Source organism: Halorarum sp. SLYT50 (genome assembly GCF_059821265.1).
The window spans coordinates 146351-172083 of the sequence record NZ_CM187555.1 but is presented as its reverse complement, the minus strand read 5'-3'; the positions used below and the strand labels follow the sequence as shown (position 1 = coordinate 172083).

Here is a 25733-nt window from a genome sequence, read left to right as displayed (position 1 = left end):
CGAGGCGGGTCACTCCTCCCGCTGGACTCCGCTCTCGATGCCGACGAACGTGCGGTACTTCAGGTCCTCGTCCCGGAGTTCCTCGAGGATTCGCTCGACGAGCACCTCCTTCGGGCGGTGGAGCCCGGAGACGCGCTCCTCCAGTTCCTCGAACGACTCGAACGGTCCGCGCTTGCGCTCGTCGAGCACGTTGTTACGGAGCTTCTTCCCGATACCGGGGAGGAGGTTCAACTGGTGGAGACGCAGCGTGATGGGCTGGGCGTCGTTGTAGAAGTCGACGAACCGGCGCTCGTCCCGTTCGATGATCTCGTTGACGGCGTACTCCAGTTCCTGCGTCGCTCCCCGCGTCAGGTCGTCGTACTCGATGCGGCGGAGGCGCGTGACGAGGTCCGGGTCGGGGTCGGGGGCGACGACGACGCGGTCGGCGATGCCCACGTCCGCCTCGTCGGCGAACGTCACCTCGAACAGCCGGAAGTCGCGCTCGCCGAGCGCGTACCCCACCGGCGACTTCTTGTACTGCGGCCGGTCGTCGTCCGGACGGCCGTTGGGCAGGTAGTCCAGCAGTACGGCGTACGTGTCCCGGTCCGTACCCCCGCCCGCGTCGGTCGACGCGCCCGACTCGTCCGACTCGGGCGCGTCGACGGACTCGCCGTCGGCGTCCGCGTTCCGCTCGTCGTCAGTCATACTCACTGATAGGCCGGGGAACTCCTTAAAAGGTGGTCGCCGCCGCCCGCCGAGCGCGCCCGTCAGGCGTACTTCGCGACGACGTCGAGAATCTCGTCGAGTTCCTCGCCCGAGAGCGAGTACCGCTCCTGTGCGTACACCGCGCGGAGCTCCGTCCGGTCGCGCGGCAGGAGGTCGGTTATCTTGTACGCAGTGGCCTCGTTGACCTTCTCGAGTTCCCGCAGTTCCGCGACCAGTTCGAGCGACTCGGCCGCGTCGAGCACCGCGAAGCGGTTCACGTGCTCGATGGCGCGCGCGAGTTCGTAGCGGAGTTCGCGGTCCTCGTCGGCCGCGCGCTCGGCCTCGACGTCGGCGAGGATGTCCTTCGTCTCGGAGACGGTGAGGTACTCCTCGTCGAGCTTCTCTTTGAATATCGTCATCTACTCGCTCTGTGCGCGCAGGTGGGCCGGCTTGGCGATGATGGTCTTCGTCTTCCCGCCGTCGGTGATCTCGACCTTGAACGCGGTCCCCTGTTTGTCCACGACCTCTCCGGTGTGTCCGTTGAACCGGGGGTGGAACCGGCCGTCCGGCACCGAGGGGTCGAGCGCGAGGTGGACCTTCTGTCCGTTCTCGAACTCGGCGATGGAGCGCTGCGGCGGCGAGGTCCCGCGCTCGCGGGGGTTGTTCGACAGCTTCCCACGCGTTCCGTGGAGCGGTCCGTTGGAACTCGGCATAATCGTAGAAGGTGGTTTCGTGGGTTCGGGTATAAATGGTGCGTTCTCGGTCTCGCGTGTGTCGGCGTTACACGGGTGCGGACGCGACGGAAGTCGAGTGGGGGAGCCGTTACCCGTGGAGGACGCTCGGTTCGGAGACGCGAGCCGGTTCGTCCTCCCCGCCCTCGGTGGCGTCAGGCAGGGTCACGGAGACGGTGTGCTCGCCGGGGCCGACGCTCACGACGCGCGAGTCGACGAGCACCTGCTCGTCGGCCGTCTCGGGCGAGAACCCGTCGTCGGGCGTCTCGTAGCTCACGAGCGAGAGCGTCAGGTTCGAGCACCCCTCGGCGACGGTGAACGCGACGGACGCGACGTCGCCGTCCCGCCGAACGTGTTCGGCGTCGACGCACGACCGGACGTCCGCACTCGCCCACGCCGACCCCCGTTCGGTGATTCCGTCCTCGCTGTTCCCGAGCGCCCACCGCAGGAGACGGTCCTCGTCGGCGTAGAGGCGGTCGGCCGAGAGCGACTCGATGGGTCTGCCGGCGACCAGGTCCACCTGGTAGTGGACCGTTCGGGGCTCGGAGGCGTCGCCCTCCACGGTCGCCTCGTCGCGTTCGTCTTCGTCCTCGTCCTCCACGGTGACCTCGGCGTCGTCGGCGAGCGTACCGCCCGCGAGGTCGGTGTACGGGCCGTCGGCGGTGGCGTCGGTGGCGACGAAGTCGTACTGCCGGTCGCCGTCCGTGTCGCGGTACGGTGTCGCGACGAGCGTCCGGTCGCGCGTGAGCACCATCCGGTCGAACGTCCCCCCGGGCACCTGGTACGCGCTGATACGGACGTGCTCGTGCGTACCGGGGGCGAGGTACTCGGAGACGCCGATGACGCCAGAAGGACCCCCGGAGCGGGCGGGGTCGCGAACCGCGACGAAGCCGCCCTCGGACAGCGTCACCGAGTCGACGACGACCGTTCGGCCCGCAGTCGTCTGGTTCGGGAACGTCAGCGACGCCGAGGGCGGAACGGTCACGTTCGCGCGGTCGACCGCTGGTCTGTGCGCCGCTCCGTACGGGTCGTCGCCTGAGCCGAGGTCCGGCCGGCCGTCGCGGTCGGTGTCCCGGTACGCGACCACCGCGAGCGGCCGCGACTCCGCGAGGGGGGAGTCGAGACCGACGGTGACGTTCCGGCGGTCGCCGGCGGGGAGCGGGTCGGAGACGCCCAGCAGGTCGCCGTGGGCGGCGTGTACCCCGAGGAACCCGCCGTCCGGGAGCGAGACCGACGCGACGGTGACGTTCTCCCCCGCCGACCGCTGGTCCGGGAAGTCGAGACCCAGCGCTTCGGCGGTCCCGCCGGGGCCGTACGTGGCCCGGACGGTCGACGACTCGCCGGACTGGAGGCTCCCGAGGTCGTAGTACAGCACTCCGGCGGCGTCTCCCCGTTCCTGTGAGGCGTTGTAGAACTCGGCTTCCGGGTCGACCTCGTACCCGTACGCGGACCCGTACGCCGGGTTCCACCGGACGAACGCCACGCGAGTCGGCCGCGTCTCGGCGGTGGTCACTCCGGTCAGTGTCGGCCCGTCGGCCCGTTCGCGGGTTCGCCACGACTCGAACGCGGGCTCGTCGACGGCCGTCTCGGTCGTAGTGGCGTTCCCGGACCGCCAGACCGGTCCGCCGTCCGCGGCGGCGAGCTGGTAGTCGAGGAGGAACCTCACGCGCACGTCGTGTGCCGCCCCGTCGGCGTTCTCGACGTCCACATCGAAGGCGGCCTCGCCGCCGTCGAGCCCGACGGTCTGGGTGACGACGACCCCCTCGGGAAGCGTCCACTCTGTGACGATCGTGTCCCCGTCGACGGCGGGAGGCGCGGTCACGTACTCGTCCATGTTCCTCGCGCCCACCACGTCCGTCCCGGTGACGTAGTCCGTCCCGTCGACGCGGACCGTCAGGTACGACGACCACGCGTCCCCGCCGCCGTACAGCAGGTCGGCGGTTCCGTCCCCGTCCGGCGCGGCGCTCTGGAGCGTGAACGTCCCGACCCCGCCGCGCGTCTCCGGGTCGTCGTCGACGTAGAGGACGAGGCGGGCGTTCGACACCGCGAGGTCCCCGTCGGGCGTCGGGGCGAGCGACGACGCGTTCGTCGTGTTCGTCGCGTTCGGCGTCCAGCCGGCGTCGTCGACGGGCGTCCGCTCCGGCGGGGCCGACACGCCCCCCGCTCCCGCTCTCTCCGGCCCGTCGTCGGCCGCCCCGGTCACCGCGGTCGCTCCGGGCGCCGCGACGGCCGGACCGACGCTCGCCGCCGCGAGCGCGAGACAACACAGCGCCACGGCGACGCCGCGCGTCAGCCTCCCGGTGTTCGCTCGCTCCTCTCGCCCCGTCTCCCCGAAGGACTCCCCCAGCATCGATGGTACGCGCGACGTGGTGCGAGCGGACGGGTTAAGCGCACCGCTCCAGTTATCATCGATCGATATTCGCGGCCGCCTTCCGGTCGGACCGACTCAGTACACGACCTCGCGTACGTCCCCCTGGCCCGCGCGCCGGACGACGGCGCGCACCGGGTCGCGGACGCCCGCGAGGTTGTCGGAGTCGCCGTCGAGGACGAGCAGGTTCGCCGACCGCCCCACCTCGACGACGCCGCAGTCCAGCCCGGCGACGTCGGCCCCGTTCGCCGTCGCCATCCGCAGCACCTCCACGGCACCGGCGTCGGTGAGTTTCGAGAGGAACTCCATCTCGCGGAACATCGACGGGGAGTTGAGCATCACGTTGTCCGTCCCGAGCGCGACGGTCGTCCGGTCGAGCAGGTCGCGGACCGGCGGGAGGCCGACGTCCGTGACGAGGTTCGAGCGCGGGCAGACGACGACCGGCGTGCGCGCGTCCGCGAGGCGGTCGAGGTGGTGCGGTTCGGGGTGGACCATGTGGACGAGGAACGCCGGCGAGAGGTCCATCGCGGCGTCGATGTCGTGCGGGTCGCGCTCGCCGGCGTGGATGCCGAACAGCTTCTCCGCCCCGGCGGTGGCGGTCCGCTCGCGCTCGAAGTTCGCGTCGCGCGCGCCGCTCGCGCCGAACCCGTCGGCGAACTCGTGCTCCATCGCCTCCACCTCCCCGCGTCCGAAGACGACGCTCCGAATCGGGACGTCCGCGCCCGCCTCCCGGAGCATCTCGACGCCCTCGACGCCGCCCTCGCGGAACTCGAGGTGCGCCGCGGTGCCCGTCTCGACCATGAACCGCAGCGAGCGGCGGACGGCAGCCACCTTCTCGCCGCGCGGGGTCTCGCGGAGCAGGCGGTGTTTCAGCCCGTCCGGCGGCGCGACGAGTTCGTCGAGCGACAGGCCGCGGCCGGCCTCCTTGGCGATGGAGTCGCCGACGTGCGTGTGGGCGTTCACGAACGCCGGGAGGACGACGTCCGTCGAGTCGATCGCCGTCTCCTCGACGCGTGTAATCTCGCCGTCCTCGACGACGACGCGCCCCCGGACCGGCTCGAACTCCCGGCCGCGGAGTATCGTCCCCTCGAACGCGTGCGTCCCCTCGCTCCCGTCGGTGAGCGTCGCGCCCTCGTCTCCCGCCCTCCCGCGGGTGCCGTCTCGGGACACGTCACTCGACCTCCCCGAACTCGTCGAGCGTGGTGTGCGCCCTCCGGCGCACGTCCGAGACGAGTGCGCCGTCGATGTCGAGTCCGAGCGCCGAGGCGGCGGCCGGTCCGACCCGGCCGGTGGCGTCGGCGGTGGTGTACACGCCGAGTCGCCACTGCTGGCGCTGTGCGGTCCGGAGCGCGGTCACGAGCGGCGACTGGTCCTCCAGCCGGCGGACGTCGCCGTTCACCAGCACCTCGGTCGTCGACTCCTTCATCGACGGCTCGTCCGGGACGTCGAGGATGACCGTCTCGGCCGACAGCCCGCAGTCGGCGGCCACCTCCGCCTCCACCTCCCGCACCTCGTCGTGGGCCATCCCGCGAACCGCCGCGGGCACGTCGTCGTACTCGGCCCAGACGGCGCGCTTGTACAGGTCGCGTGCGTCGTACCGCTCGGCGAACGCGCGGGTCGCCTCGTTCGCCCGGAGCGCCACGACCAGGTCGTGGTCGTCCATCCGGCGAACGTCGTCCGGGTCGATGTCGGGCGCGTCGAGCAGGCGCTCGGTCGCCCGGCGGAGCATCGACTTGCTGATGCGCGCGACGTGGTGGGTGTAGACGGTGGGGTTCATCAGCGCCCGCGCGAGCAGCAGCGACTCGGCCGTCTGGACGTTCCCCTCCGCGAGCACGAGTTCGCCGTTCACGAACGTGAGTTCGCGCACGAGTCGCTCGTGGTCGATGGTGCCGTAGGGGACGCCGGTGTGGTGGGCGTCCCGCACGAGGTAGTCCATCCGGTCCACGTCGAGTTCCCCCGACACGAGTTGGCCGTACTGCCCCTCGCCCCCGATGAGGCCGGCGACTCTCTCCGGGTCCAGTCCGTGGGCGTCGAGGACGTCGGACACCTCGCTCCGCTCGATGAGGCCGGCCACGTCGTCGTGGTAGAGGCCGGTCTCGCGGTGGAGCAACTCCTCGACGTTGTGGCTGAACGGCGCGTGCCCCACGTCGTGGAGGAGGGCGGCCGCGCGGACCCGTTCGGCCTGCACGCCGGCGACGCCGAGGTGCGAGAGCGCGCGGTCCGCGAGGTGGTACACCCCGAGCGAGTGTTCGAACCGCGTGTGGTTCGCGGAGGGATACACCAGCTTCACGGTGCCCAGTTGGGCGATGCGGCGGAGTCGCTGGACCGGCCGAGTGTCGAGCAGGTCGGCCGCGACGCCCGTCACCTCGATGTGGTCGTGGACCGAGTCCTTGATGGTCGTCACGGCTCCCCCCCTCCCGGCCTGAACCGAGCGCCGGCGGTGCCGCGGACGAACGGGGTCATGCCCGGGGGTTGGCCGCCATCGGGTAAAAAGGGTCGGCGACGAGAGCGCTCCGGAGCCGCGTCGCGTCGACGGTCGGTCGCGCCGGGAGCGGCGGGGTCGTTACCGGGTGGCGTGGACGCCCAGCACGTCCTCCGCGGCGACGGTCACTTCGGGGACGTGCTCGGCCGGCGCGTAGACGCCCAGCCGCCAGCCCGCGCGCTGTGCCGCTCGGAGCCCCGAGACGAGTTCGGAGGCGTCCTCCAGCCGCTGGGGGACGCCGTCGACGACGACCCGGCTGCCGGCCTCGGTGAACGCCGGTCGGTCGGGCACGTCGACGATGACCGCGTCGTCGTCGACGCCGGCGCAGGCGGCGATCTCCCGCTCGGCGTCGCGCTCGTCGTCGTGGTCGAACTCGACCACGTCCGCCGGCGTGTCGCCGAGGCCCGCCCAGACGGCCCGCTTGTACAGGTCGCGGTACTCGATGCGCCGACCGAGGTCCGGCACGTCCTCCCGGAGCGCCACGAGCAGGTCGTGGTCGGCCATCCGGCGGAACGCCTCCACGTCCGTGCCCGCCGCGAGCAGGCGCTCGGAGGCGCGTTCGAGCATCGCGCCCGCGATGCGCGAGACGTGGTGGCGGTACACCGTCGCGTCCATCAGCGCCCGCGCGAGCAGCAGCGCCTCCGCGGTCTCGAGGTTCCCCTCCGCGAGCACCAACTTCCCGTCGCGGTAGCCGAGTTCCCGGACCAGCCGTCCGTGGTCGATGGTGCCGTAGGGGACGCCGGTGTGGTGGGCGTCCCGCACGAGGTAGTCCATCCGGTCCACGTCGAGTTCCCCCGACACGAGCTGGCCGAGTTCCCCCTCCCCGCGGACGATGGCGGCCACCCGGTCCGGGTCGAGTCCGTGGTCGTCGAGCACCGCGGCGACGTCGGTGCTGGCGAGCAGGTCGCCCACCTCGTCGTGGTGCCGACCGGTGTGACGGCGGATGACCTCCTCGGTCTGGTGGCCGTACGGACCGTGGCCCACGTCGTGGAGTAGCGCGGCCGCGCGGAGGTGACGCGCCCGGTCGCCGGCGACGCCGAGGTGCGAGAGCGCGCGGTCCGCGAGGTGGTACACCCCGAGCGAGTGCTCGAACCGCGTGTGGGAGGCGGAGGGGTAGACGAGCCTGACGGTCGAGAGCTGTTTGACGTGTCGGAGCCGCTGCAGCGCGCGCGTGTCGAGCAGGTCGGTGGCGGCGCCGTCGAGGGTGATGTAGTCGTGGACGCTGTCCTTGATGGCCTTCATGCGCGGACGTACGCCCTGGGTGCGGTCGGCGTGAAACGGTGTCGGTCCGACCGACGGTTGTCGACGGGCGGCGACGAGCCGGGACGCGCCCCCTTCAGATGAGGACGCCGGACGCCTCGTAGTCGGTCCCGAGGATGACCATCGTCTGCGAGCGGTCGAACCCCTCCATGCCGGCGATGCCGCCGAACATCAACTCCCGGAGCGCGTCGGTGCTCTCGGCGTACACGCGCAACAGCACGTCCCACTCGCCGGTCGTCAGGTGAACCTCCCGGACGCCGTCGATGCCCCGGAGCCGTTCGAGCGTCTCGTCCTCGTGTCCCTGCTGGACCCGCAGACCGACGAACGCCGAAACGCCGTATCCGAGCGCCCTGGGGTCGACGTCCGCGTGGTAGCCACGCAGCACCCCCGCCTCCTCCATCCGCGAGACGCGGTCGTGGACCGTCGCGCTCGACATGTCGATCTGGCGCGCGATCTCGCTGAACGGCGTGCGCGCGTCCTCCTGTAAGATGCGGAGAATGGCCCGGTCCGTCTCGTCGAGTTCCATACGCCTCCTGTGAGAGCGGACCACTTCGTCGTTGTGTTCGAAACCCAATACAATCTGTCCGCGACCACGGTTCGTGGATGGCCTCGTCCGACGCGAGGGGTGTCGTGTCGGCGGTCACGCTCGCGCCCCGGACCGGTCGGACCCTCTTTCCCGATTCCACCGTACACGCCCACGCAGACTCGTTCCGGCGACGTATGGTCGGGATTTACGGTGGTCGGGGGTGAAATAGGGGACATGCACGCGTCCGATTCCCGGGGGGCGAGTTCGCCGTGAGCGACGAGGACGCCGACGTCCCGGCGGACGTGGACGACGCGCTGGTCGGTCTCGTCGAGGAGGCGCGGAACCACGCGCGCGACGGCGACACCGACGCCCTCCTCGAGTCGCTCGACGCGGTGGCAGCCGTGGCGCGCGAGCGACTCCCCGACGGGGAACGGAGGGACCAACTCCTCCACGGCTGTGAGCGCGTCGCGGTCAACGCCGGCGACGACTACGCCGTCGCCGCGGAGTACCTCCGCGCGATGGAGTCGGTGCTGGAGTGAGTCCGATTTACTCGATTTCGACTCAGAGTGAATTTATGAACGAGGGGACAGTACGCGTTCACATGCACTCTCCCGAGGCCGTTCGCCAGCTCGAATACGTCATCGACGCGACCACCACCGACGGCGGCCGTCGCTGCGCAGCGGGCTACCGCGCCGTCTTCGAGCGCGTCGAGGCCGACGCCGACGAGGCCGCCGTGTCTGACCTCGCCGCCGCGCTCGGTGCCGAGGTCCGCGCCGGCGCCCGCCCCTCCCCCGCCGAGGCCGAACGCGTCGCCGACCGGGTGCTCGGCGTCGCGACCGACGGCGGCGAGTAGGCGAGTAATCGAACTCTCGGACTATCGAACTCCTCGTTTCCGCCGCTGGGCGGCTGTAGTGTGTCGAACAGGAACGAGTTCTGGAGTTTTGCGAGGGAAGAACGCCCCTGGGGCGCCTTCCGCACTTTTTACAGTGCGAGGGAAGGGATTTGAACCCTTGGACCTCTACAGGAGCGGATCTTGAGTCCGCCGCCGTTTCCGGGCTTGGCTACCCTCGCACGCGCGCCGCCGAACAGCGGCGGTCGTGTCGGTCGTGTTCGTGCCGGGACTCTCGTCCCCGTCTCACCGTCGGGTACCGACTACATAAACTCCTGCGGAATCGACGCGTCTCCGGCGCGGCCGACCGGCGCTTCGACCGGTCGTGACTTCCCCGTCTCGGCCCCCACTCACCGAGCGTCGCCCACCCGACGGACCGGGATCCGACGGCGTCGAGCGGACTCCCGGAGTCGGAACTAATCGTCCGCGGCTTCGTCCGGCGGCACCACCAGGACGCTCCCGTCGTCGCGCACCGTGACCACGGTGCCCGCGTAGCGGAACGAGACGGACCAGTCGCCCTCGGTCGACCGCTGAAAGAGCGCGTCGAGCGCCTCCGGGTCGAGGACGTCGTAGAGAACCGGTAGCTCCGTCGGCGACAGCCCGGTCACGTCGGCGACGCTCGTCACCACGCGGTTGCTTACGTGCTCTGCGTCCGGATTCGGTGGGGGGACCCCGCCGTCGGTATCCCCGTCCCACTGAGTGTTTTCCATAGTGGCAACGTCAGTCGCTGGTCTGTTCCTCGGTGAGTACACCGAGCGGAAGTCGCTCGGAGGAGGTGATGGCCTCCACCGGGAGCTGTTCGACGATGGGCGTGAGTACGATTCGCTCCTCCTTCCGGTCCCACTCGACCAGACCCGCCGCGGCCAGTTTCGGGAGGTGGAGGTGGTGGAGTGCGACGACGATGCGGTCGAACTCGTCGCCCCCGTCGTCGCCGTCCCTCTCGAGGAGGTGTTCGGCTACTTCGGTCACGGTAACCCCCCCGGGCGTTCCGGCCAGATACCGGAGGAGAGCACGCCGTCGCTCGTCGGCCAGCGCATCGAACACGGCCGTCCAGTCGGTTCCGTCTTCCCGAGTCATACACACGGGAGTCGACATGGGGAGAGCGAGAAGATGGCGCTTGATATTTCAGGCATGATAAATCGAGTCCCTGTTAATCTCGGGTCCGCAGGTCGGACGCCGACCGGTCGAGCAGGAGTTTCTTCAGGACCTTGTTCGCGCCTCGCCGGACGTTCTCGGAGACGGACTGTTCGGTAATGTCGAGTCGCTCACTCAGTTCTCCGAGCGTGGTTCGGCGCGGCACTTCGAAGTAGCCCCCTTCGACGGCCATCACGAGCGCGCGCTGTTGAGCCTCGCTGAGGTCGAACACGTACCCGCCCTCCTGTTCGTCCTGGAGGGTGTACACCCGGTCCAACTGGAAGTGGATGCCGTGGTCGGTACAGTAGTTGTGGAAGGCGGTCAGTCCCGAGTGGTCGTCGAAGCGGATTCGGAAGAACCAGGCCTCGTTCCCGCGTGCCTCGAGGATTGTGGCGTCGGTCTCGGCCATGCCGTGGATGAGGCTCTCGACGCTCTCGTCCCACTCGACCCGGTAGAGCGCGCTCTCGCCGACGGTGTCGAGGGCGACGAGACTCCTGACGTAGTCGCTCGACCGGACCGCGGACTCGAACGCCTCGAAGCTCCCGCCGTGGACCCAGATGTACGGCATGACGCGGCGCGACGCCGGGACGACGCGCTCTATCTCGATGTGGGTGTTCGGGTCGCGGGCCAGGACTCGCCCGAGGACGAACTCGTCGGAGTCGATGGTGAACTCCGCGATGACGGTCATGACTGGTCGTACCGCTGACCGATGCATGAGTCCTTTGGCGCTCCACGTTGCGGACGCCGGGTGGGGCGGCGGCGCGGAACCCACGTCCGGGTCCGACTCACCGTCGCCGCCGGCCGCCGCCCGTTCCGGCCTGCCGGAGCGACATGTAGAAGATGACCCCGAGCGAGCCGAGTTGGAGACCGAACTCCGCGTCGGTGGGAGAGCCGCCGCCGCCGAGCAGGTACGAGACGAAACTCAGCGCCGCGAGCGCCAGCGCGAGCAGGTAGAGCGCCGCCGGCCGCGCCGCGTCGTCGGTCAGGAGGCTCCACAGGCCGGCGACGACTCGGACCGGGAGCGTGACGAGCCTCCGGAGCGTTCGGCGGAGGTACGCCGAGAGGGCGGAGATGCGTCGCACACGCCGGATTTACGGCCGAACGTGCATAAATCTCACTCGCCCGGTCGTCCGGTCCGCCCCGGCACCGGAACCCGGCTCGTCCGCCGCCCGAGGAGGACCGGCCGCCGATGGAGTTACGACCGCGGCCCGACCACGGACGCGCATGGACGACCACACCCGCGACCCGAGCGTCGCACCGCCGCTGGGGGACCCGACGGGGTGGCTGACCGAGCGGCGCGTCTGGGAGCACGCCACCCTCCGGCGGGCGACCGAACACGGGGTGCGGCTGTTCAACGCGGGCGAGTACCACGAGAGCCACGACTGCTTCGAGGTGGAGTGGTACAACTACGGGAGCGGGACCACCGAGTCGGCGTTCCTCCACGGGATGGTGCAGGTGGCCGCGGGCGCGTACAAGCACGTCGACTTCGAGGACGACGACGGGATGCGCTCGCTGTTCGAGACGGCGCTCCAGTACCTCCACGGCGTCCCGGACGACTTCTACGGCGTCGACGTGGCCGACGTGCGCGCGACGCTCCGGGCGGCGCTCGAGGACCCCGACGCGCTCGACGGCCGGCGCATCGCCATCGACGACCAGACGCCGGGGGCGTACGACGCCGACTACGAGTACGCCGAGTCGCTGGACCACTGATCGGGTGCCACGTCGAGCGGGGTCTCACAGGGGCGCGGCCGTGAGCGTCGTCGGCGCCCGCCGCTCAGTGGGGCCCCGCCTCGACGGTGGTCTTCAGGTTCTCCACGGTACGGCGGAGGCTCGGGGCTATCAGCCAACGAGCCACCCGTCTCTCGATCCACCGGCCGAGCGGACGAACCTCTGTCAGCGGGCCGAGTTCGACCGCTTGCCGGTACTCCGTCCCGCCGGCGGTCGGATCGAGGTGGATGCGGAGGAGCATCTCCGCTCCGGCGAACTCGCTCCGGTGGACCTGCCGGCGCGGCGGCTCCCAGTCGGTTATCAGCCACTCGCTCTCGAACGTGACCGGCCCGACCCCGCCGCGCTCGCGGTAGGTGGTCCCCTCGCCGACGGTGGTCCCGTCGACCGAGAGCATCTCGAGCGTGCCGACCCGCAGGAAGCCAAAGAGCCGCGCTTGTGCCCACTCGGGAACTCGTTCGAGATCGGCGACGTACTCCCACACCCGGTCCGGCGGTGCCTCGATGGTAGCGGTCGCTTCGACACGTGTCATGGTGCTGCTCGTGGAACGTTCGTCGGCGACACTATCAACGCTGGCACGGCGGCGAGGACCGACGCGGGGACAGGGTCGGGTTGTGGAGTCGTCCACCGTCGCCGTGCGGATGCGCCACACGCGTCCGGACCCCCGTTCCGCTTCCCGCGCGTTTTCCTCCGACGGCCGAACCGGTCGCCATGGACGAACTCGACGGGTTCGGTCTCCTCCGCGACCTCGCGGAGTCGCACGGCCCGGTCGGCTACGAGGACGAACCCCGCGAACTGGTGGCCGGCGAACTCGCACGCTCGACCGACCGCGTGCGGACCGACGCGATGGGGACCGTCGTCGGCACCGTCGAGGGCGACCCCGACGTCGACGCCGACCTGCTCGTGGCGGCACACGTCGACGAAATCGGGTTCATGGCAACGCGCGTCGACGACGAGGGGTTCGTCTGCGTCGACGCGCTGGGCGGGTGGAACCCGGAGGTGTTGCGCGCACAGCGGGTCCGCGTCCACGCGGACGGGGGCGCGGACCCGGTCGACGGCGTCCTCGGCGCGGTGCCGGCGCACGTCCGCGACGCGGACGAACCCCTCTCGGTCGCGGACACAGCGGTCGACCTCGGGCTGACGGCCGCGGAGGCGCGCGAGCGGGTGGCCGTCGGCGACGTGGTGACGATGCGCGCGCCGACCGAGCGGCTGGGCCACTGCGTGACCGGCAAGACGCTCGACGACCGGGCCGGAGTGTGGGCGATGCTCCGAGCGGCCGAGCGTGCGGACCCGGCGGCGACGGTCCACTTCGCCGCCACCGTCCAGGAGGAGGTCGGGTTGCGCGGCGCGGCGGCGGTCGGCGCGGACCTCGACCCGGACCTCGCGCTCGCGGTCGACGGGACGCTCGAGCGCGCGGTACCCGGCGTCGACGACGCCGACCGCGTGACGGAACTCGGCGCGGGCGTCGGCGTCAAACTGAAGGACGCGACGGTCCTCCCGACGCCGGCGGTCGCGCGTCGCCTCCGCGAACTGGCGGACGAGCGGGGAGTCCCGTACCAGGTGGAGGTCGCGTCGAACATCGGCACCGACACGGGTGCGCTCCAGACGGCGGCCGGCGCGACGCCGGTGGGCGCGCTGTCGGTGCCGGTCCGCTACCACCACTCGCCCGTCGAGACCGCACACGTCCGGGACCTCGCGGCGACCGTCGACCTCCTGACCGCGGCGGTCGAGGCGGGTCCGTCGGGACTGGTCTGAGCGCGGACGCCGAATCGGTCCGCACAAATACGGGACGGGCGGAGTCGGTGTATGCGGATTCACCAGCTGGGCGAGGGCGTCCCCGAGGTCGCCATCGTCGGGGGGATTCACGGCGACGAGCCGTGCGGTCCCGCGGCGGTCGAGCGACTCGTGGCGACCGACCCGGACGTGGAGCGGCCGGTGAAGCTCGTCGTCGCCAACGAGGAGGCGCTGGCGCGCGAGACGCGCTACCTCGACGAGGACCTCAACCGGGCGTTCCCCGGCGACGCGGACGCGGACACGCGGGAGGGGCAACTCGCGGCTCACCTCGCGCGGGAACTGGAGGGGTGTACGACGCTCGCGCTCCACTCGACGCAGTCGTACGCGGAGCCGTTCGCGCTCTGTGACACGGTCGACGAGATCGCCCGCGCGGTCGTGCCGTCGCTCCCGGTCGAACACCTCATCGAGACGGACCTGTTCACCGAGGGGCGGCTCATCGAACACCCGCACACGCTGGAGGTGGAGTGCGGGTTACAGGGGAGCGACCGGGCCGCGGAGAACGCCTACTGGCTGTCGCGCGCGTTCCTCACCGCCACGGGGGCGCTCCCCGTCCCGACGGCCGAGGAGGCGGACAGACTGAACGGCGGAGAGACGAGCGAGGTGTCGGTGTTCCGGCTGCTCGACCCCGTCGCGAAGCCGCCCGCCGAGTCGTACGAGGTGTTCGCGCACAACTTCGAGCGGGTCGCCCCCGGCGAGCGGTTCGCGACGGCCGACGGCGAGACGTTCACCGCGGACGAGCCGTTCTACCCGGTGCTCATGTCTGCGCACGGGTACGCGGACCTGTTCGGCTACGCCGCCGAACGGTGCGGCACGCTCGCGTGACCGGGCGGCGGTCCGGGACTCCGTTTCCTACTCGCCGACGTCGTCCAAGTCGTCGAGGTCCTCCAGTTCGCTCAGGTCGTTACTCATCAGTCGCTTGACGACGAGGAGGACGACGGCGACGAGGAGGAGCGCCCCGAGCGCCGCCAGGACGCCCGAACCGTCCGACTCGTCGTCCGTCTCGTCGACGTCCGTCTCGAGGTCCTCCTCGTCCGCGGGGGCGAACCCCCCGATGGTCGAACTGGGGCGGAAGTCGAACCCGTCGTTGAAGTTCAACTCGAAGAACGTGATGTCTGTCACGTCGTCCGGCTACGGCGCGAGGTGGCTTATTCGTTCGGGCGGCGGTCCGGCGGTGGTCCGGAGCCGACGGACGAAACGCGGCTCGCCCCCTCGCTTTCGCCGGCTTCTTGCCGCCTCCGTGGAAACGCCAGGCATGGACGCCGACCGCCGCGCCTTCCTCGAATCGCTGCTCGAGACGCCCTCGCCCTCCGGGTTCGAGACCGAGGGGCAACGGGTCTGGACCGAGTACGTCCGCGGGTTCGCCGACGACGTAACGGTCGACGCGTACGGGAACGCCGTCGCGGTCCACGAGGGGGGTGGTGAGGGACCGCGTATCGCCTTCGCCGGCCACGCGGACGAAATCGGGTTCGTCGTCAGGGACGTGACGGAGGACGGCTTCCTCCGTCTCGGCCGCGTCGGCGGGTCCGACCGCACCGTCTCGAAGGGCCAGCACCTGACGATTCACGCCGACGAGCCGGTTCAGGGGGTCGTCGGCCAGACCGCCATCCACCTCCGCGACCCCGCTGACGACGAGTACGAGGAGGTGACCGAGCAGTTCGTCGACGTCGGCGCGGAGAGCGCGGCGGAGGCCCGCGAACTGGTCGAGGTCGGCGACCCGGCGACGTTCTCGACTGACACGTTCGACCTCCACGGGACGCGGATGAGTGCCCGGGGGATGGACAACCGCGTCGGCACGTGGGCGGCCGCCGAGGGTCTGCGCCGCGCGGCCGAGACGGAGGTCGACGCCACCGTGTACGCCGTCTCGACCGTCCAGGAGGAGGTGGGGCTGAACGGCGCGCGGATGGTCGGGTTCGACCTCGACCCCGACGTCGTCGTCGCGGTGGACGTCACGCACGCCACGGACAACCCCGACGTGGAACGGGCGAAGCGCGGGCCGGTCGAACTCGGCGGCGGTCCGGTGGTCGGGCGCGGGAGCGCGAACCACCCGGCCGTCGTGGACCTCGCTCGGACCGCCGCCGAGGGGGCGGAGGTCGACTACCAGCTACAGGCCGCCGGGAGTCGGACCGGCACCGACGCCGACGCGTTCTTCACCGCCCGCGGCGGCATCCCGTCGCTGAACGTGGGCGTCCCCAACCGCTACATGCACACCCCGGTCGAGGTAATCGACACGGACGACCTGGTGGCGACCGCGGACCTGCTCCGCTCGATGGCCGAGCGCGCGGGCGAGTTCGCGCCGTTCCGGGTCGACGTGTAGGCTCGCGGGCGCGGCGGGCCGTCTCGCCCGGCGGCCCGCTCGCTCAGTAGCCGCCGCGCCACTCGTAGAACCACCACGCCGCCCCGAACAGCAGCAGGCCCGCGCCGAGCGTCGTGGTCGCCGGTTCGGGGATGATGAACAGGACGAACCCGACGAGGAGGACGGTCGTCGGGGCGATGTCGTCGGCGTGGTCGGACCAGTCGAATGCCATCGTCCGACCAGTGTGCGGGGACGGTCTTGTGCGTTTCCGCCGACCGGCGGGCCGAGTGGGTCGCGTCGACCGGTGCCGGCGCGCCAGTCCGGTACGCTACGCCCGGTCGAGCCGTATCTCCTGCCCCTCCAAGTCCTCGAGCGCCGCCACCAGGCCGCCGACGGTCACGCGGCCCGCCTCGGGGTCGTGGACCGTGAAGGAGGCCACCTGCTCGGAGGGGTCGTACTCGTACTCCACGACGGGACCCTCGACTCGAATCTCGGCGGCCGTCTCCACGTCCCGGCCCGAGACGACCGCCTCGAAGTCGCCGCCCAGGTCGTGAACGTCCTTGACGGCGCGCCGGATGGAGGCGTACGTCCGCGGGAACGGCCGCTCCTCGCCGTCCGTCGAGATGTTCTCGGCCGTGCTCCATAGCACCGTCCCGAAGAACCCCGAGACGAGGAAGCCGAGCGCCGAGCGGTTGAAGATGACGCCGTAGCGGTCCCGGTCGTCCCGGAGTGCGTCCTGGGTCGCGTACACCGAGTACTCGCCGTCGGCGACGGCGATGATGGGCGTCGTGATGCCGCGGCGGCCGCGGGCGGCCGTCGAGACGGCCTCGTAGTCGAACTCCGCCGGGGCGGGTGCCCGCGAGGCCGGCGTGACGAGCAGTTCGACGGCGACGCCCGCGTCGACGCGTTCGGCCAGTCGGTCGCGGAAGCGCCGGAGCAGGTCGGGCGTGAGCGACACCGCGAGTTCGTACTCCGCGCTCTCGATGACCTCCTCCAGGTACCGGAGGATGGTCGAGCGCGACTTCACCAGCGACACCGCCTCCGTGTCGCGGGCGGGGGCGGTGTAGCGCGCCTCCAGTTCGTCCACCATCTCCGAGAGCGACGACCTGATGTCGCCGAACGCCTCGTCGGGGTCGACGGCGACGATCTTCATCGGGCGCGACTCGCGGAGTTCGACCAGCCCGCGGTCGGCGAGGCTCCGCACAGTGTCGTACACGCGCGGCTGAGGGATGTCCGTCTGCCCGGCGATCTCGCTCGCCGTGAGTTCGCCGTTCTCCAACACCGCGAGGTAGGCGTCGATCTCGTACTCGCCGAGGTTGAACCGCTCCCCGACGCGTTCCATCGTCGAGCGCAGGTCGTCGGCCATACTACCCCCACCGTCGCCGGGTACAAGTGATTTACTGACACGCGAGTAGCACGGGGTTCCGAAACGTCCTCCACTCCGAGTCCGCCGCCGCACCGCCGCCCGTCGCGAGTCGTCGTCCGCGCGGGAACTGTGGACTTCGACGGACTACAAACTGGGGACTTCGACGGGCTACATGTACATCCGGTCGAGGGGCTGTTCCTCCTCGTGTTCCTCTTCCAGCCTGTCGGCGAGGTTCTGGTAGTACTCCTGCACCTCGGCCGCGAACGACTCCAGCGGTGCGGTGTCGACGTCGAGTCCGTAGACGGTCTCGACGGCGTCGAGCAGGCGGATGGCCGCCTCCACGTCCGGCACCTGCGCGTGGACCGGGGTGACGTAGACGCAGACGCCCATCTCCGTGTCCATCCCCCGCGCCATCAGCGCGGCGTTCGTCCCGTCGAGGAACCCGGTCCCCATCGGGCCGACCGGCGGGTCCTCGCCGCCGAAGTGACGCTCGCGGTAGTCGTCGGTGGCGACGTAGAACGTCCGGTGTTCGTTCGGCCCGTGGGGGACGGGGACGCCCGAGAGCACTCCCACCTCCCGGACGCCCGCCTGCTCGGTCCAGTCGAGAATCGCGTCGGAGAACGACTCCGCGGTCGACACCGGGACGAACAGCTCCCCGACGAGTACCGTCACGTCGAGGTCGGGACGCGAGTACAGCCGGGTCGGGTGGCGCGGCCGTCCCTGTTCGAACGGCGTGATGGACGGGAGCCCGTCGGCGCGGATGTGTCCCGTCTGCTCCAGGTTCAGGTGGTCGACCAGGAAGTCGACCGCCGTCAGTCCGGCGAGTCCGTACTGCGAGAATCCGGCGAGCACGACGGTCCCGGGTTCCGGCTGGCTGTCGACGTGAAAGGCGGCGCTCCGTCCGACCTGCGTGGGGGCCATACCGACGCGTAGGCGCGACCCGCTGTTAGTGATATCGGTGGGAGGTGTTCGGCGACGCCTCGGGAGCGGAGCGCCGGACTGCGTCGGGGAACGCGACGAGGACAACGCTTTTTCACCGGCGTTCCGTCGCCGGTGGTATGCAGGCCACGAACGCCACGAACCCACTCGGGGAGGTACTGCCCGACGCCGTCACCGCGGTGCCCGGGTGGGAGGGGGTCGCGTTCGCTCTCTCCGTGGTCGTGGGCGTGGTCGTCTCGAAGTACGCGGTCCGGTTGCTCGGTCGGCCCATCGCCCGCCGGTTCGTCAGACAGAGCGTCGCGCAGATCGTGCTCCGGGCGACGCGTCTCGGTATCGTCCTGCTGTTCTCGTTCGCCGGCGCGAGCGCCGTCGGGTTCGAACTCAGCAACATCGTCCTCTCGGTCACGGTGTTCTCCGCCGTGCTCGGTATCGTCCTCGCGCCCATCGTCGGCTCCGTCATCAACGGGCTGTTCGTGCTCGCGGACCGGCCGTACGAGATCGGCGACATGGTCGAACTCCCCGACGGCACGCGCGGGTTCGTCGACGACATCACGCTCCGGTACACGAAGGTCATCACCCTCGACAACACGTTCGAGGTCATCCCGAACTCGGTCATCCGCGAGGGCAAGGTCGAGAACTACTCCGCCGAGGACGAACGAACTCGACTGCGACTCCCGATAATCGTGACGTACGAGTCCGACATCCCGCAGGCGCGTCGACTCGTCGAGCGGAGTGCGGCCGACTGTGAGACCGTCATCGAGGGCGGTCCGGACATCCGTATCGGGAGCGCGCGTTACCCCGCAAAGCCCACGTGTTACATCGACGAGTACGGCGACCACGGCGTGAAGCTCACGCTTCGCTACTGGGCCCGGACGCCGTACAAACTACTCACGGTCCGCTCGCAGGTCCAGACGGCCGTCTGGGACGACCTCGAGGACGAGGACGTCGCCGTGGAGATCGCGTACCCGCACAGCCACCTCGTGTTCGACGACACGAGCGGGACCGCCCGGGTCGCGCTCGAACGGGAGACCGACGCGGTCGCCGACCCGGCGGCCGAGAGCGCGTCCGTGGACCGGACCGACGGCGCGCCCGGCGAACTCTCTGGCGACGGCGGCTGAGCCGGCGCGCCCGGCGGCGTTACTCCTGCAGTTCGAACGCGACTTCGACCTCGGCCTGGTACTGGCGGCCCTCGACCGACGCCACCTCGACGCCGAGTTCCGTCACCTCGACCCACTTCACGTCGTCGAGCGTCGCCTCCGCGCGGTCGATGGCGTCGTCCGTCGCGTCGTCGAAGCTCTCGTCGCTGCTGCCGATGAGCGTGATCTTCTTGAACACCATAGCGGCCCAAGCGTCGACGGGCGAGGACAAAAAGCTACCCGCACGGCTCCGCACCGTCGGGCGCCCCGACGGAGGAACTTCCACGCTCGCGTCTGTCGCGTCGCCGGCAGTACTCGACCACTGGCCTCTGGGTCTGGGTCGCCGGGTCGCGGTCACTCGCGCGTGTCGCGCCGCCGCCGGGACCGGTCGAGTCGCCGGGTCAGCGCGCCGGCCACGTCCGTCAGGTACGCGGTCCCCCACGCCGCGACGACGACGCCGCCGACGGTGTTGAACACCAGATCGAGCATCGTGTCCTCCAGCCCGTACTGGGTGAGCACGCTCCCCCGCCGACGAGGCTGGCGGCCCCCGAGAGGCCGAACTCGACGACCTCCCACGCCACCCCGAACGCGAGCACGAACAGGAGGATGAACACGAACATGAACTGCGGCGGGAGCGACACCGCGTCCGTGTGCTCCTCGATGGCGCGCGCGACGGTGTACCCCGTCGCGGCCACGACGGACGCCGAGAGCGCGTGCGTCACGTGGTCGTAGAACGGCAGCGGGCTGTCCGTCCCGTAGAAGCTCTCGACGAGACCGGGGATCCCGACCGTCCCGAGCGCGTGGAGGAAGACCGCCGAGCTTATCCACAGCGTCAATCCGGCGTCCATCGACAGGTCGTACTCCCGTTCGAGCAGCGCCGGCACGAACGTCACCCCGAGCGCGACGACGGCGTTCACGATGACCCCGGTGTTCCCGCGTTCGAGGCCGACACCGACGAACATCACGAGCAGGACCTGCATGACGCGGACCGCCTGTCGCTGGCGCGCGTCGGAGATGTGGAGTCGGTCGCGGACTCTCACGTCGGACCGACCTCCTCCGGGAGGCGCGCGGCGGGGTCGGCCCGGCGACGGAAGTAGTACTCGAAGAGGAACCCCGCGGCGACGCCCGCGAACGTCGCCGCGACGAAGTCCCACATCAGCGCCAACTCGACCACCCGCTCGGGGCGACTGTCGAGCAGGAACGTCGTCCCGAGGAACGTGTCGGAGGCGAACCGGAGGACCGCCCACACCCCGGCGGCCGCCATCGTGGCGAGGGTGACGAAGAAGACGGCGAACGAGTAGTTCATCCGCACGGGCGTGAACACGTCTATCTCCACGGCGACGATGAGCGCGACGGTCGCCACCGCGAGGTACGTCGTCACGCGGCCCGTGAACGGGATGCCGCCGACCGTCTCGCCCACGATGAGCGTCCGCACGACCGCCGGGAGCGCGGCGAGCGCGAGCACCTCCCACGGCAGCATCGCGGTCGGGTCCCGGAACGCGACCGGCGGAATCAGCGCGATGGCCGCGGCGACGAGCACGAGCACCCCCCAGACGAGTTCGCCGCCGACCACCTCGGTCGCACCCGCCGCGACGAGGAAGACCACGACGACCCACCCGAGCGCCGCGTTCGGGCGCCGCCCCTCGACGACGCCGCGCAGTCCGCTGGTCGACATGGCGGTGGGTAGCGCGTGGGGGGTAAAAAGCAATCCCCTCGCGGGCCGGCGAATCAGGCGACGCCGACGGCGTACGCCGCGGCGTACGCCAGGACCGCGAGCGTCACCGCGGTCAGCCCGGTGAACAGCGCCCGCTCGATCTCCGGGCGAGCGACCCGCCGGGTGCGGAGTCGGACGCGCGGCGCGAAGCCGACGAGACCGACCGCGAGCACCGAGAAGACGAACGGGTACGAGAGGTCGAGCGTGGGCGCCGGAATGACGAGCACGCTCGCCGCGTAGGCGGCACCCACGACGGCGCGGGCGTCGACCGCGGGGAGCCGCCGAGTCGACTCCCCGTACCGGCGGTCGGCCGCGGCCGACAGGCGGGTCCAGACGAGCGCGGCCGCCCACACGGTCGCGAGTTCGATGCCGAACGCCGCGAGCAGGTGGAGCGTCGGGTCCGGGCTGAGCGCCACCCGCTCGGTCACCAGCCGCGTGGCGAACGGGTAGAGCATCCGCGGCGGTTCGCCGGTGAACAGGTCGCCGAACGGGTGCGAGGCGAGCCCGAACAGCGCGAGCGCGAACACTCCCCTCGACGAGACGGTCGTCCGTCGCGCCACGGCCGCCGCGACGGCGAGCGCCGCCGTGACGAACGCGGCCGTGACGAACGCCGCGAGCGCGCCGTCGACGGCGAACACGACGGCGGTCGCGCCGACCGCGAGTGCCGGTGCCAGCGCGCGGGCGGACCGTCGGTCGTCGACCCACGCCGCGGCCGTCGCCGCCACGACCGGCGCGAGCACGAGCGAGTGGGTCACCGAGCGGTGGACGACGTTCCCCGTCTCCCAGAAGGAGGCGGCCATCCCGAGCGGGCCGGTCCCGAGGCTACCGGCGAGTCCGACGAGCGCGTAGCCGATGTCGACGTCGGGGACGGCCGCGAAGGCGGCGGCGACGACGCCGAGCGTCAGCGCCCGCCGCGGGCGGGTGCGACGCCCGGCGAGACCGGCGACCAGGGCGAACGCGATGAGCGCGTGCCCGACGAACATGCGCCAGGATTCGGCGCGAGGAAAGATAAGCTTCCTGTAGGGTTCGTGTCACGGTCACACGGCGCACCCGGAGCCGGACGCGGCGAGCGGCGGGGTTCCCGGCCGCGTCTCACGCCGGGCCGTCGGTGTCGTCCAGTTTCCGCCACTGCTTCTCGATTTCGGCGTTGCCGCGGACGACGGTGTCGTCGTCGACCGAGAGCCGGGTCTTCCGGAGTTCGATGCTCTTGACGACGCCCGTCGTCCCGCCGACCTCGACGGTGTCACCCGGCATGAAGTCGGGGTCGCGCAGGAGGTAGACGCCGGCGACGGCGTCGGCGATCATGCTCGACAGCGCGTACGAGACGCCGAGCGCGACGAACCCCGCGGCGGTGCCCAGCGACGCCGCGATGCCGTCGAGACCCACCACGGAGAGGAACGACAGCCCGACGGCGAACCAGAGGAACAGCGAGACGACCGTCGAGAGGAACTGACGGTAGACGGGCGACTCCTCGGGGAACGTCCGTCGGAGCGCGAACCGGACGACCACCATCACGACTCGCACGAGCACGAGCGCGACCACGAGAAAGACGATTCCGGCGAGCACGGTCGGCAGCGCGTTCGCCAGGTCGTCCACGAAGCCCGCGAGCGCCTGACGGACGATACCGGTCACCGACTGGAGCGGAACCCGGAGCATGCGCTCGGGTGCTCACGGGCGGAGTATAAAAGCGGTCGTCCGTTCGCCGGCCGGGGGCGGACGAACGGCGCGACGGTTACTCGGCTGCTCCGTCGAGGCGGACGCCGGCTTCGCGCGCCCCGGCGTCGACCGCCCCGGACTCGCCTCCCTCTCCGCCTTCTTCGTCACCTTCTCCGCCTTCTTCGCCTCCCTCTTCGCCCCCCTCCCCACCTTCGCCCGTGGACCCACACCCGGCGAGGGCGGCGAGCGAGAGGGTACCGGCGGCGGCGGCGGTCTTGAGCAGGTCGCGTCGTCGCGTCGTCTCGCGGTTCTGCACACGCGACGCAACCCGACCCGGCCGATTAACCGCTGTGGCTGACTACATACCGGTCGTCCGCTTCCCGACGACGAGATGGCGGCAATGGGCCGGCGTCACTCGTGTGCGGCGTCCCACTCCTCGGGCTTGCGGATGTTACCGCACTCGTTGCACTCGATGCGCCCCATCGCGTCCATCGCGTTGTTCACCGTCTCGCAGTTCCCGCAGAGGTATCCCCACCGAGTGTCGCCCGCCTCGTCGGCGTAGACGTGAAAGAACGGGGCTTTCGCGCCGCGCTCGCCGTCCGCGCGGTCGACGTAGAGGTCCCCCGCCGGCGTCTCCACGACGTCGAGTTCCATACGACCGGAAGCCGGTCGGCGGGGAAAAAGCTTCCCGAGCGCCGACGGCGCGTGAGCGACGGCGACGGCTCTCGGCCGGGTCGAGACGGACGAGTACGAACGAGCGCTCGACCGACGGGAAGCGGGGACTACGTCCGGAACGACTCGCCACACCCGCACTCGGCTTCGATGTTCGGGTTCTCGACGTGGAACCCCTGCGACTGGAGTCCGCTCTCGTAGTCGAGCGTCGAGCCACCGATGTAGTTCAACGAAGCCGGGTCGACGAACACCCGCAGGCCGTGCTGTTCGGTCACCCGGTCGTCCTCCTCGGGTTCTGTGTCGAAGCGCATCCCGTACGAGAGGCCCGCACAGCCGCCCTGTTGGACGAACAGTCGGAGTCCAGCGACGTCGGTGTCCATCCCTTCGCCGTCGAGGAGCGACACCGCCTCCTCGGCCGCGGCGGGAGTGACGGTCACGGTCGGTTCCGCCTCCACCCCGTCGGACGCGTCAGTGCTCATGCGAAACGCTACCGCACGGACGCGGTTAACTGTGACGCCGTCTCCCCTCTTCCGACGCTCACACGCGCGCCGAGACGACCAGCACCCCCGGCGAGGCGGGGCTCTCCTCCACCTCGACCGCCCGGAACCCGGCCGTCTCGACGGTCCGGGACAGTTCGACGGCTTCGAACGTCCGAATCGGGATGCGTTCTCGCGTCGTCGCCGACTCGTCGGTGACCCGGTCGGTCACGCGGTAGTCGGCGAACACCGCGAGGTCGCCCGTGCCGTCGCCGGCCGCCGACACGTCGACCGAGCGCTCGAGCGTGTAGCGCTCGCTCCGGTACACCGCCGGGGACGACTCGTCGACGGCGCGCGCGCGTCGGCCACGGCGTCACAGACGAGCGTACCGCCGTCGTGGAGGTGTTCTCGGAGGGTGTCGAGCGCGCGCCCGAACGCCTCGTCGTGGAGGTGGGCGGTGAGGAACTCCAGCGACACCGCGGCGTCGAACTTCCGGTCGAGGTCGAGTCCGGTTCGGTCACGTCGGCCTGCACCAGGTCGATTCCGGCGCGCGCGGCCACCCGGTCGGCCGCGACGGAGAGCAGTTCCGGCGAGTCGTCCAGCCCCACGGCGACGCCGTGGCGCTCCGCGAGGGCCGGGAGCAGTCGACCGACCCCGCACCCGACCTCCAGAATCGTGCGCGCGCTCACCGGGACGTGCACTTCGACCGTCCGCAACTGGGCGGCGTACTGCTCGTCGGAGGCGGCCATCATCCGCTCGTACAGTGGGGCGAGCGTGGTGTACAGCGAGTGGTCCCCACCGGGGTCCCGCAGGACCTCCTCGCACGCGTCCGCGAACGTCGGCATTCGGGCTGCGTTCGCCGGCATCCCTCAAAGCTCTACCCGCCGGTCGTCCGCCGTACCGATGTGCGGTCCGTTCGCCGGCGTCCGCCGTCCGGTGCCGTTCGCCGGGGCGGCGCGCGACTACCCCGCCAGTCGGATGAGCACGAACAGCGTCGCGACGGACGCGAGCGTCGTGACGAAGACGTTGAGCGAGGCGAACTCCTCGTCGCCCCCGAGTTCGTTCGCGAACACGAACGTGGAGACGGCCGTCGGCGTCCCGAGCATCACCACCACGGCGGTGAACGTCGCGTCGTCGACGGGTAGCACGGAGAAGGCGACCCACGCGAGCGCCGGCATACAGCCCGTCTTGAGCGCGACGACGGAACTGGTCGTCCCCAGGTCGACCGACCGGGAGCCGACGTCGAGCGCCGACCCGACACAGAGCAACGCGACCGGGAGCGCGAGCGTCCCCAGCGCGTCGAGGCCGCCGGCGACGGGGGCGGGGACGCCGACTCCGACCGACCCGACGAGGATGCCCGCCACCAGCGCGACCAGCACCGGGTTGGTCGCCAGCCCCCGCAGTTCCCCCCGCAGGGCGGCGTCCGCGTCGTTGGCCGCCGAGAGCACGAACACCGTCATCGGCACCTGCACGAGGGACAACACCCCGAGCACGACGCTGGCGACGGCGGTCACGTGCGCGTCGAACGTCGCCGCCACGAGCGGGAGACCCAGGTACCCCAGGTTCGAGTGGTACGACTGCACGACTGCGACGCTCCGTCGGGGGGTCGACGGGTGGCCCCGGTGGACGAGCCACGCCAGCCCCGCCGTCGCGAACAGCACGGACAGCAGACCGGCCACCAGCGCCGGCGAGAGGAGCGACCCGAGCGACCGGTCGTACGTGGCGACGAAGACGAGCGCCGGCAGCGCGACGTAGTACGCGAACCCGTTCAGCAGGTCCGCGCGCCGGTCGTCGAGGACGCCGCCGGCCCGCAGGCCCGCGCCGACCAGCAGGAGCACGAGCAGGGCCAGGAGGCGTTCCACGACTGCCATGGGTCGGCTCCACCGCC

33 protein-coding genes, 1 tRNA gene and 2 pseudogenes are annotated in these 25733 nt (G+C 70.9%); 7 read left to right on the top strand and 29 right to left on the bottom strand.

Annotated features, from left to right (window positions below; translation table 11 throughout):
- Positions 1–9 precede the first annotated feature (9 nt).
- The 8 genes from AC6RUA_RS00895 to AC6RUA_RS00860 all read right to left on the bottom strand — a co-directional run bounded on the left by AC6RUA_RS00895 (position 10) and on the right by AC6RUA_RS00860 (position 8051).
- The gene (locus AC6RUA_RS00895) at positions 10–684 is read right to left on the bottom strand and encodes a DUF655 domain-containing protein (protein ID WP_499814078.1); all 675 of its coding nucleotides are present in this window, start codon (positions 682–684) and stop codon (positions 10–12) included.
- Positions 685–746: 62 nt separating this feature from the next.
- On the bottom strand, positions 747–1103 hold the full coding sequence (locus AC6RUA_RS00890) for an RNA polymerase Rpb4 family protein (protein WP_499814077.1): 357 nt from the start codon (positions 1101–1103) through the stop codon (positions 747–749).
- Positions 1104–1397, bottom strand: coding sequence for a 50S ribosomal protein L21e (locus AC6RUA_RS00885; RefSeq protein ID WP_499814076.1), 294 nt, complete (start codon positions 1395–1397; stop codon positions 1104–1106).
- 109 nt (positions 1398–1506) lie between these two features.
- Complete coding sequence (locus tag AC6RUA_RS00880) at positions 1507–3765, bottom strand: DUF7282 domain-containing protein (RefSeq protein WP_499814075.1); 2259 nt, start codon at positions 3763–3765, stop codon at positions 1507–1509.
- A gap of 96 nt (positions 3766–3861) precedes the next feature.
- Positions 3862–4863, bottom strand: a complete 1002-nt coding sequence (locus AC6RUA_RS00875) for an amidohydrolase family protein (RefSeq protein WP_499815466.1) — start codon at positions 4861–4863, stop codon at positions 3862–3864.
- Positions 4864–4954: 91 nt separating this feature from the next.
- Positions 4955–6187 carry an HD domain-containing protein gene (locus tag AC6RUA_RS00870; RefSeq protein ID WP_499814074.1) on the bottom strand — a complete coding sequence of 411 codons (1233 nt, stop codon included), beginning with the start codon at positions 6185–6187 and terminating at the stop codon, positions 4955–4957.
- Between the two features lie 159 nt (positions 6188–6346).
- Positions 6347–7507 carry an HD domain-containing protein gene (locus AC6RUA_RS00865; protein WP_499814073.1) on the bottom strand — a complete coding sequence of 387 codons (1161 nt, stop codon included), beginning with the start codon at positions 7505–7507 and terminating at the stop codon, positions 6347–6349.
- A 94-nt stretch (positions 7508–7601) separates the two neighbouring features.
- Positions 7602–8051: an Lrp/AsnC family transcriptional regulator gene (locus AC6RUA_RS00860; protein ID WP_499814072.1), complete on the bottom strand. Its 450-nt coding sequence runs from the start codon at positions 8049–8051 to the stop codon at positions 7602–7604.
- 269 nt (positions 8052–8320) lie between these two features.
- On the opposite strand from AC6RUA_RS00860, the gene AC6RUA_RS00855 reads away from it, so the two are divergent.
- Positions 8321–8590: a DUF8101 family protein gene (locus AC6RUA_RS00855; protein WP_499814071.1), complete on the top strand. Its 270-nt coding sequence runs from the start codon at positions 8321–8323 to the stop codon at positions 8588–8590.
- 62 nt (positions 8591–8652) lie between these two features.
- Entirely contained in the window at positions 8653–8904 is a 252-nt protein-coding gene (locus AC6RUA_RS00850; protein WP_499814070.1) for a hypothetical protein, read from the top strand.
- Positions 8905–9038: 134 nt separating this feature from the next.
- Here the strand turns inward: AC6RUA_RS00850 and AC6RUA_RS00845 are convergent.
- The 5 genes from AC6RUA_RS00845 to AC6RUA_RS00825 form a co-directional block, all read right to left on the bottom strand.
- A tRNA-Leu gene (locus tag AC6RUA_RS00845) sits at positions 9039–9122 on the bottom strand.
- A 234-nt stretch (positions 9123–9356) separates the two neighbouring features.
- Entirely contained in the window at positions 9357–9650 is a 294-nt protein-coding gene (ddfA, locus tag AC6RUA_RS00840; RefSeq protein WP_499814069.1) for a DdfA family disk-determining factor, read from the bottom strand.
- 10 nt (positions 9651–9660) lie between these two features.
- Positions 9661–10017, bottom strand: a complete 357-nt coding sequence (locus AC6RUA_RS00835) for a DUF7344 domain-containing protein (RefSeq protein ID WP_499814068.1) — start codon at positions 10015–10017, stop codon at positions 9661–9663.
- A 73-nt stretch (positions 10018–10090) separates the two neighbouring features.
- The gene (locus tag AC6RUA_RS00830) at positions 10091–10762 is read right to left on the bottom strand and encodes a helix-turn-helix domain-containing protein (protein WP_499814067.1); all 672 of its coding nucleotides are present in this window, start codon (positions 10760–10762) and stop codon (positions 10091–10093) included.
- Positions 10763–10859: 97 nt separating this feature from the next.
- Positions 10860–11156, bottom strand: a complete 297-nt coding sequence (locus AC6RUA_RS00825; protein ID WP_499814066.1) for a hypothetical protein — start codon at positions 11154–11156, stop codon at positions 10860–10862.
- 142 nt (positions 11157–11298) lie between these two features.
- On the opposite strand from AC6RUA_RS00825, the gene AC6RUA_RS00820 reads away from it, so the two are divergent.
- On the top strand, positions 11299–11784 hold the full coding sequence (locus tag AC6RUA_RS00820) for a DUF309 domain-containing protein (RefSeq protein WP_499814065.1): 486 nt from the start codon (positions 11299–11301) through the stop codon (positions 11782–11784).
- A 64-nt stretch (positions 11785–11848) separates the two neighbouring features.
- On the opposite strand, the gene AC6RUA_RS00815 is transcribed toward AC6RUA_RS00820, so the two are convergent.
- Positions 11849–12331: an SRPBCC family protein gene (locus AC6RUA_RS00815; protein ID WP_499814064.1), complete on the bottom strand. Its 483-nt coding sequence runs from the start codon at positions 12329–12331 to the stop codon at positions 11849–11851.
- Positions 12332–12510: 179 nt separating this feature from the next.
- Between AC6RUA_RS00815 and AC6RUA_RS00810 the strand changes: the two genes are divergently transcribed.
- Positions 12511–13554, top strand: a complete 1044-nt coding sequence (locus AC6RUA_RS00810; protein WP_499814063.1) for a M42 family metallopeptidase — start codon at positions 12511–12513, stop codon at positions 13552–13554.
- A gap of 51 nt (positions 13555–13605) precedes the next feature.
- Positions 13606–14415: a M14 family metallopeptidase gene (locus AC6RUA_RS00805; RefSeq protein ID WP_499814062.1), complete on the top strand. Its 810-nt coding sequence runs from the start codon at positions 13606–13608 to the stop codon at positions 14413–14415.
- Between the two features lie 27 nt (positions 14416–14442).
- Here AC6RUA_RS00805 and AC6RUA_RS00800 read toward each other — a convergent pair whose 3' ends face one another.
- On the bottom strand, positions 14443–14712 hold the full coding sequence (locus AC6RUA_RS00800) for a hypothetical protein (protein ID WP_499814061.1): 270 nt from the start codon (positions 14710–14712) through the stop codon (positions 14443–14445).
- Between the two features lie 133 nt (positions 14713–14845).
- Here AC6RUA_RS00800 and AC6RUA_RS00795 point away from each other — a divergent pair, with 133 nt between their 5' ends.
- Positions 14846–15907, top strand: a complete 1062-nt coding sequence (locus AC6RUA_RS00795; protein ID WP_499814060.1) for a M20/M25/M40 family metallo-hydrolase — start codon at positions 14846–14848, stop codon at positions 15905–15907.
- A gap of 43 nt (positions 15908–15950) precedes the next feature.
- Here AC6RUA_RS00795 and AC6RUA_RS00790 read toward each other — a convergent pair whose 3' ends face one another.
- The 3 genes from AC6RUA_RS00790 to AC6RUA_RS00780 all read right to left on the bottom strand — a co-directional run bounded on the left by AC6RUA_RS00790 (position 15951) and on the right by AC6RUA_RS00780 (position 18173).
- Positions 15951–16118, bottom strand: coding sequence for a hypothetical protein (locus AC6RUA_RS00790; protein ID WP_499814059.1), 168 nt, complete (start codon positions 16116–16118; stop codon positions 15951–15953).
- A 96-nt stretch (positions 16119–16214) separates the two neighbouring features.
- Complete coding sequence (gene trmB, locus AC6RUA_RS00785; protein ID WP_499814058.1) at positions 16215–17252, bottom strand: HTH-type sugar sensing transcriptional regulator TrmB; 1038 nt, start codon at positions 17250–17252, stop codon at positions 16215–16217.
- 168 nt (positions 17253–17420) lie between these two features.
- Positions 17421–18173, bottom strand: coding sequence for a proteasome assembly chaperone family protein (locus AC6RUA_RS00780; protein WP_499814057.1), 753 nt, complete (start codon positions 18171–18173; stop codon positions 17421–17423).
- A gap of 137 nt (positions 18174–18310) precedes the next feature.
- Between AC6RUA_RS00780 and AC6RUA_RS00775 the strand changes: the two genes are divergently transcribed.
- Positions 18311–19309: a mechanosensitive ion channel family protein gene (locus AC6RUA_RS00775; protein ID WP_499814056.1), complete on the top strand. Its 999-nt coding sequence runs from the start codon at positions 18311–18313 to the stop codon at positions 19307–19309.
- Positions 19310–19328: 19 nt separating this feature from the next.
- On the opposite strand, the gene AC6RUA_RS00770 is transcribed toward AC6RUA_RS00775, so the two are convergent.
- The 11 genes and pseudogenes from AC6RUA_RS00770 to AC6RUA_RS00720 form a co-directional block, all read right to left on the bottom strand.
- Positions 19329–19529 (bottom strand): dodecin, encoded by a 201-nt coding sequence (locus AC6RUA_RS00770; protein WP_499814055.1) that lies wholly within the window; start codon positions 19527–19529, stop codon positions 19329–19331.
- Positions 19530–19681: 152 nt separating this feature from the next.
- Positions 19682–20367 (bottom strand): annotated as a pseudogene (locus tag AC6RUA_RS00765) (DUF2238 domain-containing protein).
- The gene (locus AC6RUA_RS00760; protein ID WP_499814054.1) at positions 20364–21002 is read right to left on the bottom strand and encodes a hypothetical protein; all 639 of its coding nucleotides are present in this window, start codon (positions 21000–21002) and stop codon (positions 20364–20366) included. The pseudogene AC6RUA_RS00765 and the gene AC6RUA_RS00760 overlap by 4 nt, the downstream one beginning before the upstream one ends.
- A 53-nt stretch (positions 21003–21055) precedes the next feature.
- Complete coding sequence (locus AC6RUA_RS00755; protein ID WP_499814053.1) at positions 21056–22024, bottom strand: metal-dependent hydrolase; 969 nt, start codon at positions 22022–22024, stop codon at positions 21056–21058.
- A 109-nt stretch (positions 22025–22133) separates the two neighbouring features.
- A complete protein-coding gene (locus AC6RUA_RS00750) occupies positions 22134–22697 on the bottom strand; it encodes a mechanosensitive ion channel domain-containing protein (RefSeq protein ID WP_499814052.1) in 564 nt (187 codons plus the stop codon).
- Between the two features lie 76 nt (positions 22698–22773).
- On the bottom strand, positions 22774–23013 hold the full coding sequence (locus AC6RUA_RS00745) for a hypothetical protein (protein WP_499814051.1): 240 nt from the start codon (positions 23011–23013) through the stop codon (positions 22774–22776).
- 95 nt (positions 23014–23108) lie between these two features.
- A complete protein-coding gene (locus AC6RUA_RS00740) occupies positions 23109–23351 on the bottom strand; it encodes a DUF5816 domain-containing protein (protein WP_499814050.1) in 243 nt (80 codons plus the stop codon).
- Between the two features lie 128 nt (positions 23352–23479).
- Positions 23480–23848 (bottom strand): HesB/IscA family protein, encoded by a 369-nt coding sequence (locus AC6RUA_RS00735; protein WP_499814049.1) that lies wholly within the window; start codon positions 23846–23848, stop codon positions 23480–23482.
- A gap of 58 nt (positions 23849–23906) precedes the next feature.
- The gene (locus AC6RUA_RS00730) at positions 23907–24173 is read right to left on the bottom strand and encodes a hypothetical protein (RefSeq protein WP_499815477.1); all 267 of its coding nucleotides are present in this window, start codon (positions 24171–24173) and stop codon (positions 23907–23909) included.
- Between the two features lie 241 nt (positions 24174–24414).
- Positions 24415–24594, bottom strand: a pseudogene (locus AC6RUA_RS00725) (class I SAM-dependent methyltransferase); the annotation flags it as partial.
- Positions 24595–24807: 213 nt separating this feature from the next.
- Positions 24808–25716 (bottom strand): AEC family transporter, encoded by a 909-nt coding sequence (locus tag AC6RUA_RS00720; protein WP_499814048.1) that lies wholly within the window; start codon positions 25714–25716, stop codon positions 24808–24810.
- Positions 25717–25733: the final 17 nt, after the last annotated feature.